We start from the raw sequence: 14,875 nt of genomic DNA, 5'->3' as shown, positions 1-14,875 counted from the left end.
GCCTCGCGAGACTGCGGTGCTGCCTTGCGTAGGGTTGCCCGGCCGATGTCGTGACGTCGTCGCGGGGCCGGTGATCAGCTGCGGTCTTCGGTGCTGCTGTCGGTGATCGCTTGGAACAGGTCGCGAGCCCGTCCGCGGAACTGTTCGACCTCTGTGATGTCCGGCTCGTCACCGTCGGCCAGCATCCGGGCCTGGAGTTGTTCGGAGCGCGGTCCGCCGTAGCGGGCCCGTACCTCAGCGGTCACCGGCTGGACCGCGATGTGCAGGTGTTTGCGCATGTCGCGGCCGTGCGACCACATGCGGACGTAGGTCTGCTCGGGCCGGCACAACGGCTCCACGACACGAGCGGTGTCGCGCAGCAAGGGGCCGAGTTCCGCCGCCGCCGTGTCGTCGGGTTCCGCGATGGCCACGACGTGCTCGCGCGGGCCGACGATCAGGGTGCCGGGATTCATCGGACTGACGATGTGGTTCACCGTCCATGCGCGGTCTCGTGCAGGACGCCCCCGGGCAGTTCCCGGCGCCCGGTCAGAAGGTCGCGCCCAAGACATCCCGTCACATCCGCGCGCATCAGTCTATGCAGAGCCCGTAGCGGTGGTGTCGAGGGCCAACGTGGTTGATGAGCCGGCCGGTTGGCCTGCGCACGCGGTGATGCTTCTGGTGGACGGGTTCACGACCGAGGTCACCGGTGCCGCCGGGGGCTTCATGTGCTTGTCTATCCGGCTGCCTTCGATCTTGTATACCCGGCATCTGCGGTTCGTGACCGGCCGGTCGGCCGCGTATCGGGCGGCGCGCGGGACTCGGTGGCGCCGGCGGTCCGCCGGCCGCCAGGCGCTGCTGGTGCTGGCACACCTGCGCCCTGGGGCCGCACCTGCGCGCAGTTCGCGGCCGGGTTCGAGGCGGGCGTGAGCGCGGTGTACCGGGTGCCTCACGGAGGCCATCGGACTGCTCGCGGTGTGGCGGGCGCCCGGCCTCGCCACGGCGGGGACGGCCGCTTCGGCGAGGGCATTCGTGATCCTGGACGGGCCGCTGTTGTTGCCGAGCGACCGGTTCGCCGCCGACCGGCCCTTCTGTTCCGGCAAACACGAGAGGCACGGTATGAACGTGCAGGTCATCGCCGGTCCACACGGGAAGCTGCTGCGACCCTGCCCTGCCCCGCCCCGCCGGCGCCGTGCACGGCAATTGAGGCCGCCCGAACCCGCGGCATCATCGACGCCCTCACCGAGGCGGGCCCGGCCTGCTGGACGGGCAAGGGCTGCCGGGGCGCGGGCGGCACCGCGGGGGTGCTCTTCCGCGGCCGGTGGGACCGGCTCTCGACAGGTCAACGCGCGGTCAACGCCGCGCCCGTCCGCATCCGTACCCTCGGCGAGCAGGCCATGGCGGCCTTGAAGGCCTGGCGCCTGCTGCCGAAACTCCGCTGCAGCACTACCCGAATCACGGCAGCCACGCCCAAGCCGTCCTCACCCTCCACCTGACCTGCTCAAACTGAGGTTGGCAAAGGCTCACCGGTTCATCGGCCCTCCGTCTGCATGCTCCGCTCGTGGCCGTGGCCGTGGCCGTGGCCGTGGCCGAACGCGGCTACGTCTTCCCCGGGGCCGCCGCCCCCGTGGCCCTCGTCACTCGTATCAGGGGCGGATCCAGGTCCTCACAGGGTGATCGGCCGGTATGCCAGGGCCTGTTCGACTACGTCGTCAGCCGAGAGTTCCCGGCCGGGCGGCGGCCAGAAGATCAAGCCGGTGACGTGCCCGGTCGGGCATTCCAGGGCCCGGTCGAGCAGGTCCAGCCAGCTGTCCGCCTCGTCTTCGGAGGCGTAGTCCGCGTCCATGATCCGCTGCACGAGCGCAATCGCCTCGGCCCGGCTCATCTCCGTGCCCCTCATCAGGCCCCTTCCGTCGAGGACACCGCAACGAAATCCATGATCGGTCGGGGGACACGTCCTGACGGACGCGGCCTCGCGCGGAGTTCGGCGACCGCGGCATCGGCCTACGGCGCCATCCCCGGCCGCCCGGTTGTTCCTTCTGCTACGGTCTCACGCCCGCGGAGACGGCCGCCCTGCGGGCGTGGGCCGGGGACTGGGTCGGCAATCTTGCACAGGCGCCTCCACGAGGAGGCCATGGACGACTGTGCACGGTGGTGGGGGAGACCTGGCGGGAATGCCCGCCGGCCCGGCCCCTGTTGCTCCATGGCTGCCGGGCAGGCGGGTTCGCCGATTCCGCGCCACGGACACCGGGCCGACGACGCCCTGGCCGCCCCGGCGTCCCGCGCGCCGCTGCCCCGGCGCGCCCCGCGCGTCGCTGCCTGGCGTCCTGCGCGTCGCCGCGCCGGCGCGCCCCGCGCGTCGTCGGCCCGGTGTCCCGCGCGTCTGCGGCTCGTCCCGCGCGTGGCCGCCCCGGCGCGCGTTGTCGCCTCGGTGTCCTGTACGTCGGCGGGTTCGTCCCGCGCGTGGGCGCGTCGCGTGGGCCGGCTTCAGGGTCAGGCGGGTGATGGCCTGCTCCAGTACCAGGACACCCCCGCTCACTGGATTGCCCGCTCCGTGCCCGGCCAGGGGCAACGTCTTGTCCGGCGGGGCGCGGCGTTGACCGTGGCCGGGCACGGGCGGCAGGCAGTGCCGATCCCTGTGTTCGGTGAGGCTGTCTGGCTGATGTTCTTGCTGGTCGGGTTCTCCGTCCGGAGCTGTGTGAAATCCACATCCGGTTTCGGGCCGTACGCTTCCGGCTGGATGCCGGGCTCGTGGGTTGGACAGCTCACCGGATCTCTTTGATGTGCTCGGGCAGGTACGGCGAGACCTGGGCCAAGTCCTCGGGGTCGATCCCGCAGCCTTCCTCCAGCAGCCAGCAGCCAGCAGCCAGCAGCCAGCAGCCAGCAGGCGATCTCCGCGATGTCCGGGGCGTTGTGGAAGATCACCGCGTTCGTGAGCGGGGCGTTGAACTTCATCGCCTTCTCCTGCCCGCCGCGGTCGTTGTCGGTGGCCGCGGTTGCCGAAGCAGGCCCACTGGGAGAGCCGGTTGAACGACTGGACCTTGTTCGTGGCCGCTGTCACCGGCCGCGCTGGAGAGGGTTGCGGAGGCCGGGCCGGTACTGGCCCTGACCGGGTGAAACCGGCTGAGGGCAACGTCCGGGGCGTGGACAGCCATCGGCGTGATCTCCGTCGCCTGCCTCTCCGGCAATAAACTGAGCAGCATCGCCCCCTGGCGTGACCCGGCTGGAAAGGCATGAAGCGGGCTCGCCATCGTGCGGAAGGAGCGAGATCCGCATGAGTACACCACCGCTGCCCGGGGTGCTCGGTGACATCGCGCCGGTCCTGGATCACTGGGGTTACTGGGCTGTGGGCGGCCTGATCTTCGTGGAGGACTTCGGCATCCCCTCGCCGGGCGAGACGATCCTGATCGCCGCGGCGGTGTATGCGGGGGCCGGGCAGCTCAACATCGTCGCTGTCATCGCCATCGGCATCGTCGCCGCTGTCCTCGGCGACAATGTCGGCTACCTCATCGGGCGCACCGGTGGACACGCGCTGGTACTGCGCTATGGCAGGTACGTCTTCCTCTCACCCGAACGCTATGAGAAGGCCCAGAGGTTCTTCACCCGTCATGGCGGGAAGGTCGTAACCGTGGCGCGCTTCTTCGAAGGCCTGCGTCAGGTCAATGGGATCATCGCCGGTACCACCAGGATGCCCTGGCCGCGTTTCCTCGCCTTCAACCTGCTGGGGGCAGCACTGTGGGTCGGGCTCTGGGCGGGTGTCGGTTACGCCGCCGGCAGCCACATCACCGCGATCTACACCGAGGTCACCCGCTATTCGACCTACCTGCTGATCGCCCTGGGTGTGCTGGTTGTCGCGCTTGTGGCCCGTGCCGTGCTGCGCCGCCGCGCGGGTGACTGAGCGCTCTCCCCGGCGGGGGATGGCGAACCGTGCGGGTCGCCGGGGGAACGCCTCTCACTCAAGCCGTCGAAGTTTTACAAGATGCAGTAATCCCCGGTCCGGCCGGAGCCGCCGGAGCCGCCGGAGCCGCCGGAGCCGCCGGTGCGGTCGCGTGTGTCGCCCGGAGTCTCGTCTCTGCGCTCCGGGCCCAAGGTCGTGCTTGTCCGTCCTGGCCTGTCCCGAAGCCGTGGGCGTCGGCCTGCCTGCTGCAAGAGGTCACCGGGCTGTTCCCGGTCTCCAGCCCTCGGGTACGGCGTCGTGATACCCGCGCTGTTCGGCACGTATGGGAAGCATGGCCTGGGGGTCAGCGCCGGCGGGTCCTTGTGTGCTCCGGGACCGGCGCCGACAGCCGCGGGCCACCGGGAATGACGGTGAACACCGTGAGTGCCGCCACCCGCGGACCGTGCTGAAGCGCCACGCACTGCCACGGTAGATGGCTCCCGCTCACACCGGTCACGGTCGCTCGGGGGGTCACGGCAGCCCTGCCCGATGGGCTGGGACCGCTCACCCACCGGCCGGGGGCAGGTCGCGATCCGGTCCCGCGGGCCTGACAACGGATCCCGCTCCGCATCGAACCGGTCACCGCACCGGCGGCCAGCCCCGTCACCTCACAGGGGCCCGCAGCATGGGTGTGTATCGCGGCCTCGGACAGATGCTCCTGTCGTGCTTCGTCGGCCACGGCCGGACCCCCGCCCGCCGCGGTGCACCGGCACTCCCCGCCGGGCATCCACCAGTGCCCGTCCCCGACGCCAGGACCCCACCCCGTCAGGCTGGCCACCACGATCAGCACCATTCCGGCGCACGCCGCGGCGACCTTCCGGTTCACCGGATCCTCGGCCGCGAGCACGCTCACCGGCCACCGCCACGGTCACGGCCCCTGCACCGCCATCAGCGGCACCTGTCCCACCGCGGCGAACCCCAGGATCACCGGCTCGGTCACCCACGGGCGCCGCCCACGCCACCCGCCCACGCCACCCGCCCACGACGGCCGCGCACGCCACCCGCCCACATCCCGCGTACGCCACCCGCCCACGACGGCCGCGCACGCCACCCGCCCACATCCCGCGTACGCCACCCGCCCACGACGGCCGCGCACGCCACCCGCCCACATCCCGCGTACGCCACCCGCCCACGACGGCCGTGTACGCGATCCGCCCGCGTCCCGCGCATGCCCGGCAGCGCCGCGGCCGGGCAGCGCACCGCGAGCGCTCGGCGCGGATCGGGTACTGCTGCGAGGTGACGCGGCAGGTCGGCGGAAGTACCGGCGGTGACGGGAACGGCGGCGGGTCCCGCTCGGTCGGGCGTGGAGGGTGGGCGCGATGGTTGAACGGGCAGGGACGGTCTTGCTTGGCGGTCATGGGCTTCGGCACCCGCGTGATCACTGACGCCGTGCGTCTGCCCGCCTTTCCGGCCGGGGCCTCTGGGACTTTCACTTCGAGGTGATGTGCTGGTGGGGGCGGGGGTCGCCCGCGGCCCTCGCCATTGGCCCGCCCTTCCGTCGATGCGTTCGCGCAACAGGTCGGCGTGCCCGCAGACGGCGTGCCCGCGGACGGCGCGTCCCGAACTGACGCCGGCACAGCGCCGGTGTGTCGGTGGTCGTGTCCGGCTGGTAACTGGCAGGCCGGCGTCTTGGGTCCGGCAATCCGCGAGGGGGTGAAGCGGGCCGGGGTGCCCTGGGCGTTTACGGTCGGCCTGGGCCGGCGGGCCGCGGTGAGCGGACCGGCCGCGCCGGGCGTGAACGGTGTCCAGGTGCAGGGGCGGTCCCGTGTGCGATGGGCGCGTCGGCGCACCCCCCTGGTGCCGCGTGCAGGACCGATCTGCGCACGGCCCCGTGGCCGGTGCTCGGCCCTGTGGCCGTTGGCCGCCTTCTTCAGTCGCTCGCGCTCGGCGGCGGTCAGGACGGTCGGGCAGGCCGCGGGGTAGCGGGCATGACAGGCAGGCCGACCGGGAGAAGCGGGACACGACGGGGCGCAGCCCTCCGGGCTCACGCCAATACCCAACAGAACTCAGCCTTCAGTGACCGCCGCTTCGGTCAGGGACAGTGTCTGGTTGTCGGCGTCGATGTGTGCGCGGACGCCGATGGGCAGGGGCAGGTTCGGCGAGGTGTGGCCGAAGTCGACCTGGGCGAGGACGGGGATGTCACGCCGGGCCAGGACATCGAGTACCACGTCGCGTAGGCCTGCGCGGTCTCCGCCGCCCTCGTGGGGGGTGACCTCGGTCGGGATGCCGATCACCATGCCGGCGATCCGGTCCAGCACACCGGAGAGCCGCAGGGTGTGCAGGTCGTTCCAGATCCGTGAGACCGGCCGCTGCAGTTCCTCCCAGAACAGTACGGCGCCTTCGAACTGTTCGGCGGCCGGGGCGAACGGTGTGGCCTGCAGCAGGACCAGGCGGTTCAGCAGACCGCCGAACAGTGGTCCCTGCGCGCGGCCCGGCCGCCAGGTTTCCCAGGCCCCCTTCGCCGGCAGCAGGCCCGGCGCCTCGGTTTTGGTGAGGACACGGGTGTAGAGGTCGACGAGCTCGGAGCGGCGGGCCTCGTCGCCCAGTGTGTACCAGTCGCTGCCGAAACCGTGGGTGGCGATGTCGGCGTGGAAGCCGACGAGGCCGGTCTTGGCGTGCAGTGCCATGTGCAGCAGCGAGATATCGCTGTAGCCGAGGATCGGTTTCGGGTCGGCCCGGATCGCGTCCAGGTCGATCAAATCGAGATAGCCGATGGTCGTCTGTCCACCGGTGTGCGCGACGATGGCCCGCACTTCCGGGTCCCGGAGCAGACCATTGAGTTCGTCGGCCTGCTCTGCCGGAGTGCCCGACGCCCACCAGCGATGCCGCGCCGGGTTGACCATCGGGCTGACCCGCACGCGGAATCCCATCCGCTCCAGTATCGCCACACCGCGGGCGAGCAGTGGTTCCTCACCCGGCTCGAGCTGGCCCGAGGGGGCGGTGACGACCACGAGATCGCCGGAACGCAGCGCGCGGGGCCGAAGGATCGCAGGCATAGGGGGCTTCCTCCTTATTGATCAACAAAGGCGGGAAACAAGACCCGCGCCGCCGGTATTCCGCCTCACCGACACGGCCCGGGCGAGGCCCCGGAACCCCGGCCGGGCCCACCCACCGCCTCCACACGGACAACGGCGGGCGCCGATGACGGGTGCGCCGGTACCCCCCAGGACTCCGTCCGGCAGGAGCGGCCGGTGCCGCCTGGACTTCAGTCCAGGCGGCACCTCGGGCTGCTCTCCGTTCACCGGGCAGCGTCCGCGCGCTCTGCCCGGCAGATGATCCAGCACTACGACGCGCGGGCGCTCGGCGTGGCCCGCGAGGGCGCCGCCTGCGTCGAGTTCACGGGTGTGAGACCGTTCCGCCACCGGTCTTGGCGCGGGCCCTGGGCCGGCCTCCCGGCGATCCGTGTGCGTCGGGCGGCTTCGACGCTCGAGATGTAGGTCTGCACACGCCGTTCCTCTACGGGCCGCACGCTGCCCAGTGCTGCAAGCCAGCGCTGGGCAGCGCCTGGATCCACCCTGCAGGCGTGGAGGACGGCCACGAGGATGTCAGTGGTCACTGGCCGGTCGCCGCGCAGAACCGCGCCGAAGGTGTGGTGGGAGAAGCCACCGCTCCGGCGCGCCAGGTCCCGCAGGCTCAGGCCGCAAAAGCGCCGCATGTGGTCCAGGAGTTCTGCCAGCTCTGCCTCGCTCTTCACCCACTGAGGCGGAGTGAGCTGCCGCGTGCGGGCCCATTTGCTGATCAGGGCAGCGTGGCGGTCCTCGGCCTGGCCGGTGCGCTGGGCGAGTTGGACGCCTTCCCACCGGGAGCGCCGGCGCGCCGGATCACCGCCACAGGCCCGGACGTATCCATACACGGTGCGCCAGGTGGGCAGCCCGCGGCCGTTGTGTGCGTCGGAGAGCGAGGCGGTTCAGACGCCGGAGCGCTGCGCCATCTCGGCCAGCGTCGGTGCTCCCGCCCGGGAGCGCAGGGCGCGCAGGGCGGAGGCGAAGTCCACCAGGAGGCTGTTCTCGCCGTCAGTGGCGGGCAGTGGGTTCATGGGGCGGGCCACCGTGTCTCCTTCCGTGAGCCCGCGGCCCGGGGCACTGGGCCCCGGGGCCGGTGGGATGGGTCAGGACTGGGTGAAACGGCGGCGCATTTCGGCGCTGACGAGCCCGGCAACGCCTACCACGGTCACAGGGCCGGATTGCTGTGGACGTGTCCTGGCCCGGTTGCAGCCGGGAAACAGGACTGTTTCTCACGCTACTGAGAGCAACGCGCCTGTGGGCGGCGGCAGTTGCGGCCCTGGCACACGTGGTCAACCACGTCCCGGGCCCGCGGCACGCGTGACACGCTGCACAGTCGGCCGGATTGGGTAGATTCGCCGGGAAGGTGGGTTTTCCGGAGGCGTGCGGGCGTTGTCTCCGCAGGTCATACCCGTCATCACGGCGGAGGGAAAAAATCTTGAAATCCTCCGACGGCGGGCAAATAACTGTGCGGGCTCCGCTTCTCGGGTTGTTTACGAGCTGTCGCGGATGTGCCGCGAATAACCCACCATGGTTGCTCGCACCGGACCAGGGTTCCCGCAGGTCACAGGGGTAAGTTTTTCGTGTGGTGTAATCACCGGCGCTCAGGGATTGCTATTGATCACTTCGGCGGGCGACACTCTTACCCGTTGAAGCGCGCACTCAGCGCGCTGCCCGGGCGACGATCCGTATTGCTGTGGACGCACCAGGGACAAACGGGGATCTTCCGTTGCAGCGGAACCCCCACCGACTTCTCAGTATGCATTCCGTACAAGGATGCGAAGCTGAGGACAGCGTGTTGTGGCCCGGTCAGATCTGGCCGGGCCACAAGTGCGTCAGGAACCGTCCGCGGAAACCGCACCTTCCGCGGCAGAGCTCCGGGAAACCGCCGGCGGGGAGCTCCGCCCGATCAGACAGGAGGTCCGGGCACCGCCCGCGGCAACTGCAGACGGTCAGGATGCGCCGGCAGGCACCGGCCGGTCGTCCAGGACGATGGTGGTGACCTCGGCGCCGTCAGGCCGGGTGTGCTTGGCGTCGGCGACCGCCAGTTGCGTGCGTCGGTAGACCGCACTGGCCGGCACCCAGGTCGCCACCTCGGTTTCGTCTGCGGCGAGGCCGTCCAGGATCTTCCGCATGGTGACCAGCACCGCCAGCAGGGACCGGCCGGACAGGAACGTCTCGATCTGCCCGTCCTCGAGTTCGCCGACGCGGTCCGGATGGCGGAAATGCGGGTGCTGGGAAGTCTGCTCGATCACGAACGTCCAGGTGTCCCGATGGCACACCAGCCGGGCCGACGCGATGGCGGCTGCCTTCAGCACGCTGTCCACGTACCGGCGGTAGTCGTCCTTCTTCTCGCCCCCCCGGTCCTCTTTGCCTGCTGACGTCGCCGCAGCCTCGACCGCCGGCTCATCGGGCGCAGGAACAGGGGCCGACGGCGACGGCTCCTGCGCCGTCGCCGGGGCAGGAGGAACTTCGTCCTGGTGCCGCTCCTCGCGCGGCGCGCCCTGCCGGCCACCACCCTCGTCAACCGGTTCCGTGCTCGCGTCCACCGCTTCCTCCCGCCCCGCCTCGCCGCCGCCGTCGGTGCCGACGGCCTCCAGAACCCGCTGCTCGCGCCGCGCCAACTCCGCCGCCACGCCCGGCACGGCCGCCGCGGTCGACGCACTGATCGTGTGCGCCCAGGCCTGCGCGATCTCCCGCCGCAGCGCCTCGACCGCGGCCCGCGTGTCCGACAGATCGCCGGGCATCTTCTCCTGGCGGCGCCGCAGCTCCCGGTTCTCCTCACGCAACCCGGTCGTGCCGAGCTGGATGTTCTCCAGCACCTTGCGCCGCAGCTCGTCTTGATCCTGGTGGAACGCCGCCAGACCGGCAGCGGGGTCGTCCAGCACCCGCCGTACCTCGTCCAGCCTCTCCACGACATCGCCCACCGACTCGGCTGCTCCGACTGGCGACGCCGCCATCAGCAGCGATCACGCACCAGCCATTACCAGCGACAAGCCGCATCCCAGACATGAAGATCACGATCTACAGCTGGAGTACTACATAGGCGCCCGCAGTTCGATGGCGTGGAGGGCGGCGTACAGCTCGTCCACGCGCAGGGGCGTGTCGTCTCCGCCGTCGCGGCGTAGGCGGTAGAAGGTGACGCACAGGGCCAGGAAGCGGTCGTAGACGACTGCCCGGTCCTCTCTGCGCCCGTGGCGTACTGCCACCAGAGAGTTTGTTGCGGCCTGAGCCATCCGCATCGCTTGGGTTGTCGCCCGCATTGCTGCGCCTGTCACCGGTTCCACCATCCGCGGACCGTAACAGCTCCTGGGATCCGTGCCTGGGGCTCGCACGCCCCCGGACCCCTGATCCTCGCGATCAACCTTCGGTGACACGGATCGTCGTCCGTCAACCTTGAGTGGCCATCGGTCAAAGATCGATGGCACGGGACAACAGCGAAGTTAGTCGGTTGCGATGCCCTGGCCTTGAGCGACTGGGTTCGATGGGTAAACGAGCTGTCGCTCTCGGTGGTGCCTCTCGTGTTCCGTCTCAAGTGATCTGGTCCGAAGTCGCGGCTCTGACCTGGGGCGACCAGGACGGTTCAGGCACCTGGGTGGCCGAAAAAATCTCAGTTGATCTGGGACCTGGCGTCTGAATACTGGTTGTCGTCTCAGTTGATCTGGACTGCTTCCGTCGTTTCGAACTGGATTAGTGGAAGGGCTCGCGAGATTGCCCATGCACGATGACCAAGTGGACGTGACAACCGATATCGTTGCGGCCTTGATCCAAGAACAGTTCCCTCAGTGGAGTGGCAAGGCGATCCGACTCCTGTCGTCGACCGGGACGGTCCACGCCATCTTCCGCATCGGGGACGACCTCTCCGCGCGTTTCCCGCTGCGTCTGACCGATGCCGCGGAGGCGCTGGCGGTTCTGGAACGGGAAGCCCAGGCGAGCGCGGAGCTGGCACAGGTGTCCCGGTTCCCCGTTCCGGAACCCGTCGCCCTGGGAAAGCCTGGAGCGGGTTACCCCATGCCGTGGTCGGTCCAGACATGGCTGCCGGGAACGGTCGCCTTGGATGCCGACCCGAGTGGGTCGGACGCTTTCGCGGAGGACCTTGCGTCCTTCATCGCAGCCCTGCGGGACGCCGAGACGCGGGGGCGGCGTTTCAGCGGCGAGAACCGCGGCGGCGTTCTCGCTCACCACGACGATTGGATGGCGAAGTGCTTCGAGGAGAGTAAGGGGCTGCTCGACGTGCCCCGGCTGCGTCAGGTGTGGAGCCACCTCCGGGAGTTGCCACGCACGGCTGCCGACGTGATGAGCCATGGTGACTTGATTCCCGGCAACGTACTGGTCACGGGAGACCGGCTCAGCGGCGTACTCGACACCGGCGGCTTCGGCCCGGCCGACCCCGCACTGGATCTGGTCAGCGCCTGGCACCTGTTGCAACCGGGCCCAAGGGAAGTGCTCCGGCGGAAACTGGCCTGCGACGATCTGGAGTGGGAGCGCGGTAAGGCATGGGCCTTCGTGCAGGCGATGGGTCTTGTCTGGTACTACGTCGAGAGCAATCCGGCGATGAGTAAAATGGGGCGTCGGACACTCGACCACATTCTGGAGTCGGCGAGGTGATGTCGCCCCGATCGTAGGCCGCGGCAGAGGCGATCGCTTGCCGGCCCACCGACACAGCGCCAACGTGGACAGATCGGCTGAGATGGTGGCCCGCTCCTGCTGAGCCGGCGAGTTCCGTTCAGGCTTCCGTCCGCCATGCGCACGATGGTGGACGGCCCCAGCAGCCCGACCGACGGACCCTCGGCAGCCAACTCGCGCAGCCAGAGGAGATGGAACAGGACGGGAAGCGTCTCAAGCCGGTCACCCACCGCATCTGCGCCGGCCATCAACCGGACCGGTGCCGCGAAGATCTTTGGGAGGCGGTCCACGACCGCCCCGCGCCGGCACCGGGGGTGCCGGTAGCGCGACAACCACCGCACGTTCGCCAGCAGCACCTCCTCCGGAACCCCGACCCGCTCGAAGCCCCACCCCGCCTGGCGGCAGGCCAGGCGCGTCACCTCGAAACGCCTCCGCGTCCCTTGGCTCGATCCGTTCATCGGCACGGACATCGACGACCACCGCAGAGCCGTCCGCGCGGCGCACGAAGTAGTCCGGAGCATGCCGACGCTCACGCTCACCGTCGTGCCAGTGCAGCCAGAACGGCCGCGAGGCGATCCCCACCACCTCGGGATCGAAGTCCATCAGCACAAGCCGGTCCCGCTCCAGCCACGACTCGAAGCCGACGTGCTGCATGGTCGTCGCCGCCCAGTACCAGTCCGAGAAGTGACGCTCACCGCGCGACCAGCGAAACGGCCGTACCGCGGCCACGTCCTCGAACCGCGCCGTTACGCAGTCCAGCAGCGGACGCCGCCGAGACTCGCGTACCGCATCCACGTACGACAGCTCGACGTACGGATCCGTAAGATCCGCCCCGGCCGGCACGGCCATCCAGCACCCCCAGCACGTCACCTCGTAGGACTGGGTTCGCTGTCAAACGCCTCGATTGGATGACAGGGGACAGCTGCCCAGATGTCCCGTGACGCTGAGCCTTGAGCGTGTGCCAACGAAGTTTGACCGGTGGCCCCACTGCTCTTCGGCTGAACTGCCGCTCCACCATGTTCACAGGGACATGGTTGCTGCCCGCGAGAGGCAGCAACCATCTGTTCAACCCGCCCGCATTGGCTTCTATGCGAGCGGCTCAGGGTCGCCTGGTGCGGTAGACGGCGCTCTCCCAGCCGACGCCGTACGAGCACTCGGCCTTGGCGTACCCATAGCGCCAGGCGCTGGTGTTCCGCTGTCCGTCTACGCAGGTGATCGTCATTCGCACGTAGAAACCAGGACATTTCGCGTGGGCTCGGCCAGCGCCGCCGGGCCCGGCCCTGTCGAACCACGTGCTGCAGTTGGCGGCGGCCGCCGTGGGGGACACGAAAACGGCAGCAGTTCCGGTTCCGGAGGCGGGGGTGGCGGTCGCGGATGGCGCGGCAACGAAGAGACTGGTGGCGAGGCCAGTTGTGGCGGCCCCGAAAGCAAGCAGCGTGCATGCTTTCACGTGCGGTCCTTTCTCCCGGGCTCAGATGCTCATTGCCCTCCCAGCGTGGGCTGTGCACCAGTAGGGATTTAGCGACTTCACCGCAGACGTCCGAAAAAAAGGGCTATGTCGTCTGAAACCACCGCCCCCACTGTCACCCCCGACCATCAGCACCCCGTGCCGGTCAAACTTGGTGGCAAATATCAAACTTCGATGGCACAGGACACCAGAGGCGATGCGTGTGCGGGCGGCCCGGCGGGTGTCTCGTCTCGAAGGATCCGGTCTCCGTCTCAAGTGGCCTGGTCTGATTCGTCGTTGATCTCAGTTGATCTGGTTCGTCATCCTGATCGCTGCACTACTCTGTCGAGCCATGAACGCGGACCGCTGGTTGGCAGACACCCGGACCTCCTACGACACGGTCGCGGTCAGCTGTGCCGACCAACTACGCGAGGCTCTGGCCGGGGCGCGGTATCTTCGGGCGGCTCTGGCGCTGTTCGCCGACTTGGTGCACGCCGCTGGCGGTGGGCCGCTGGCGGTGGGCCGGTGGCGGACGTGGGCTGCGGACCTGGACACGTCACCGCTCACCTGAACGAGCTGGGTGTGGACGCTTTCGGCATCGACCTTTCATCCGTGATGATCGACGTGGCTCGGCGTGACCACCCCCGCCTGCGGTTCGAGGTGGGCTCGATGACCGACCTCGACCTCGCCGATGCTTCAGTCGTCGGCCTGCTCGCATTTTGGTCGTTGATTCACGTCCCCGACGAAGCAGTGCCCACGGTCTTCGGCCACCTCCGGCGCGTGTTGCGTCCCGGCGGACTTCGAGGACAAGCGGGACGTGCACTATGCCGCGATCTGTCAGCCGCAGGACGCCGGGGAGTTCATCGCCGCCCTGCAAGGCAAGCTCCGCACCTCGCTGGACCGCTTCGAGCAGGTGTCGGCGGCGGGTACGACGGGCGGGGTGGCGATCGTCAAGAAGCACGGCGAGCCGTGGATCAGGGTCTCCTCGCGGGCGGGCGAAGCAGGAGGAGCCCGAGAGCCTGGTGGCCGGTGCCCGGCCCGCGCACCCCGCAGGAGGAGGCAGCCGCAGCCCCGGCGTGATACCCGGGCTCCGGGCCAGGCCCGGAGCCCGGGTGAAGGCGATGTTGCCCGGGGCGCTGAAGGCGCCCCGGGCAACGTGGGTGAGCGGCAGCGGCGGGCTGACTGGCTCGGTCTCCTGTCTGACCTTCTGTAAAGTAGCTGGGGTGTTCCCGGATGGCCTCTCGTCGGACTGTTATGGCTGCTCGTTCCAGGGCCTTGTCGGCGTTATGGCCGGACGACGCGGCGTGACCGGGGTATCGGTTCCCGGTCCCCGTGTGAGGCTTTCGTTATCGCCCGGGGCGGGTACCTGGCCCTGGGCGTCCTGCTCAGTCTCGCAGGTGCTACGCCGTGGCCTGTGGAGCCAGCGGCTCGGGGTGGAACTGCTTGACGTGGTCGCGCTTGGTGTGCATGTTCCAGTAGTGCTCTGCGAGGTCGTCGGGGTCGACGGCCGGGAGCTGCGGACCGTCGGCCGGCTCGAAGGCGGCCTGGGCCGCGGCGGACACCTTGCTGCGGGCGATCAGGGACGTGATGGTCGGGGCGCCGATGTAGGTACCCGTGTGAGCCAGTTCGGCGTTGGGGGAGTACAGGTAGTTACGGGTGGCGGACATCACTGGGCCCGGGCGGCTGAGGTGGGGCATCGGCTGCGCCGCTGAGTAGCCCTGAGCCGGCGGGAAGGTGCCTTCGCCGTGCTTGCTCCACTCCGGCAGCACAGCTTGGACTACCTCGAGTGGTGTGAACAGCGGCAGCGGGGTCAGGCCCTCCAGAGTGGCCGTGTCCAGCTTGGCGGCCGGGGTGAAACCCTGGTCGCCGCTGATCGGCCGGTACGCG

At 69.6% G+C, this 14,875-nt stretch carries 14 protein-coding genes and 2 pseudogenes; 5 read left to right on the top strand and 11 right to left on the bottom strand.

The window, feature by feature from the left end; genetic code table 11:
- Nucleotides 1-74: 74 nt before the first annotated feature.
- Nucleotides 75-452, bottom strand: a complete 378-nt coding sequence (locus NP777_RS36810; protein ID WP_256654532.1) for a hypothetical protein — start codon at nucleotides 450-452, stop codon at nucleotides 75-77.
- A gap of 252 nt (nucleotides 453-704) precedes the next feature.
- Here NP777_RS36810 and NP777_RS36805 point away from each other — a divergent pair.
- Nucleotides 705-1,486: pseudogene (locus tag NP777_RS36805) on the top strand (transposase family protein).
- Between the two features lie 156 nt (nucleotides 1,487-1,642).
- Here NP777_RS36805 and NP777_RS36800 read toward each other — a convergent pair.
- A complete protein-coding gene (locus NP777_RS36800) occupies nucleotides 1,643-1,861 on the bottom strand; it encodes a bacteriocin immunity protein (protein WP_256654531.1) in 219 nt (72 codons plus the stop codon).
- Nucleotides 1,862-2,511: 650 nt separating this feature from the next.
- Nucleotides 2,512-2,931 carry a hypothetical protein gene (locus NP777_RS36795; RefSeq protein ID WP_256654530.1) on the bottom strand — a complete coding sequence of 140 codons (420 nt, stop codon included), beginning with the start codon at nucleotides 2,929-2,931 and terminating at the stop codon, nucleotides 2,512-2,514.
- Nucleotides 2,932-3,250: 319 nt separating this feature from the next.
- On the opposite strand from NP777_RS36795, the gene NP777_RS36790 reads away from it, so the two are divergent.
- Nucleotides 3,251-3,874: a DedA family protein gene (locus NP777_RS36790; RefSeq protein WP_256654529.1), complete on the top strand. Its 624-nt coding sequence runs from the start codon at nucleotides 3,251-3,253 to the stop codon at nucleotides 3,872-3,874.
- A 2,045-nt stretch (nucleotides 3,875-5,919) separates the two neighbouring features.
- On the opposite strand, the gene NP777_RS36785 is transcribed toward NP777_RS36790, so the two are convergent.
- From NP777_RS36785 to NP777_RS36770, 5 genes are all read right to left on the bottom strand, one after another.
- Nucleotides 5,920-6,864 (bottom strand): S66 family peptidase, encoded by a 945-nt coding sequence (locus NP777_RS36785; RefSeq protein WP_308405323.1) that lies wholly within the window; start codon nucleotides 6,862-6,864, stop codon nucleotides 5,920-5,922.
- 332 nt (nucleotides 6,865-7,196) lie between these two features.
- Nucleotides 7,197-7,607 (bottom strand): helix-turn-helix domain-containing protein, encoded by a 411-nt coding sequence (locus NP777_RS48680; protein ID WP_391858646.1) that lies wholly within the window; start codon nucleotides 7,605-7,607, stop codon nucleotides 7,197-7,199.
- A gap of 213 nt (nucleotides 7,608-7,820) precedes the next feature.
- On the bottom strand, nucleotides 7,821-7,961 hold the full coding sequence (locus NP777_RS36780; RefSeq protein WP_256654527.1) for a hypothetical protein: 141 nt from the start codon (nucleotides 7,959-7,961) through the stop codon (nucleotides 7,821-7,823).
- A 906-nt stretch (nucleotides 7,962-8,867) separates the two neighbouring features.
- A complete protein-coding gene (locus tag NP777_RS36775; RefSeq protein ID WP_256654526.1) occupies nucleotides 8,868-9,803 on the bottom strand; it encodes a hypothetical protein in 936 nt (311 codons plus the stop codon).
- 150 nt (nucleotides 9,804-9,953) lie between these two features.
- Nucleotides 9,954-10,124, bottom strand: a complete 171-nt coding sequence (locus tag NP777_RS36770; RefSeq protein ID WP_256654525.1) for a hypothetical protein — start codon at nucleotides 10,122-10,124, stop codon at nucleotides 9,954-9,956.
- 508 nt (nucleotides 10,125-10,632) lie between these two features.
- On the opposite strand from NP777_RS36770, the gene NP777_RS36765 reads away from it, so the two are divergent.
- Nucleotides 10,633-11,523: an aminoglycoside phosphotransferase family protein gene (locus NP777_RS36765; RefSeq protein ID WP_256654524.1), complete on the top strand. Its 891-nt coding sequence runs from the start codon at nucleotides 10,633-10,635 to the stop codon at nucleotides 11,521-11,523.
- 125 nt (nucleotides 11,524-11,648) lie between these two features.
- On the opposite strand, the pseudogene NP777_RS48675 reads toward NP777_RS36765, so the two are convergent.
- A pseudogene (locus NP777_RS48675) lies at nucleotides 11,649-12,390 on the bottom strand (TnsA-like heteromeric transposase endonuclease subunit); the annotation flags it as partial.
- Between the two features lie 250 nt (nucleotides 12,391-12,640).
- On the bottom strand, nucleotides 12,641-12,763 hold the full coding sequence (locus NP777_RS36755; protein WP_256654523.1) for a hypothetical protein: 123 nt from the start codon (nucleotides 12,761-12,763) through the stop codon (nucleotides 12,641-12,643).
- Nucleotides 12,764-13,340: 577 nt separating this feature from the next.
- On the opposite strand from NP777_RS36755, the gene NP777_RS48670 reads away from it, so the two are divergent.
- A complete protein-coding gene (locus NP777_RS48670; protein ID WP_391858645.1) occupies nucleotides 13,341-13,559 on the top strand; it encodes a hypothetical protein in 219 nt (72 codons plus the stop codon).
- The gene (locus NP777_RS48665) at nucleotides 13,514-14,068 is read left to right on the top strand and encodes a class I SAM-dependent methyltransferase (RefSeq protein WP_391858644.1); all 555 of its coding nucleotides are present in this window, start codon (nucleotides 13,514-13,516) and stop codon (nucleotides 14,066-14,068) included. The genes NP777_RS48670 and NP777_RS48665 overlap by 46 nt, the downstream gene beginning before the upstream one ends.
- Nucleotides 14,069-14,388: 320 nt before the next feature.
- Here the strand turns inward: NP777_RS48665 and NP777_RS36745 are convergent.
- The coding region (locus tag NP777_RS36745) for a short-chain dehydrogenase (RefSeq protein ID WP_256654522.1) at nucleotides 14,389-14,875 on the bottom strand (487 nt) is incomplete at its 5' end.

Origin of the sequence: Streptomyces rugosispiralis (assembly GCF_024505145.1) — a bacterium.
GTDB classification, from domain to species: domain Bacteria; phylum Actinomycetota; class Actinomycetes; order Streptomycetales; family Streptomycetaceae; genus Streptomyces; species Streptomyces rugosispiralis.
The sequence above is the reverse complement of the archived record's forward strand: the minus strand, read 5'-3'. Positions and strand labels throughout refer to the sequence as shown.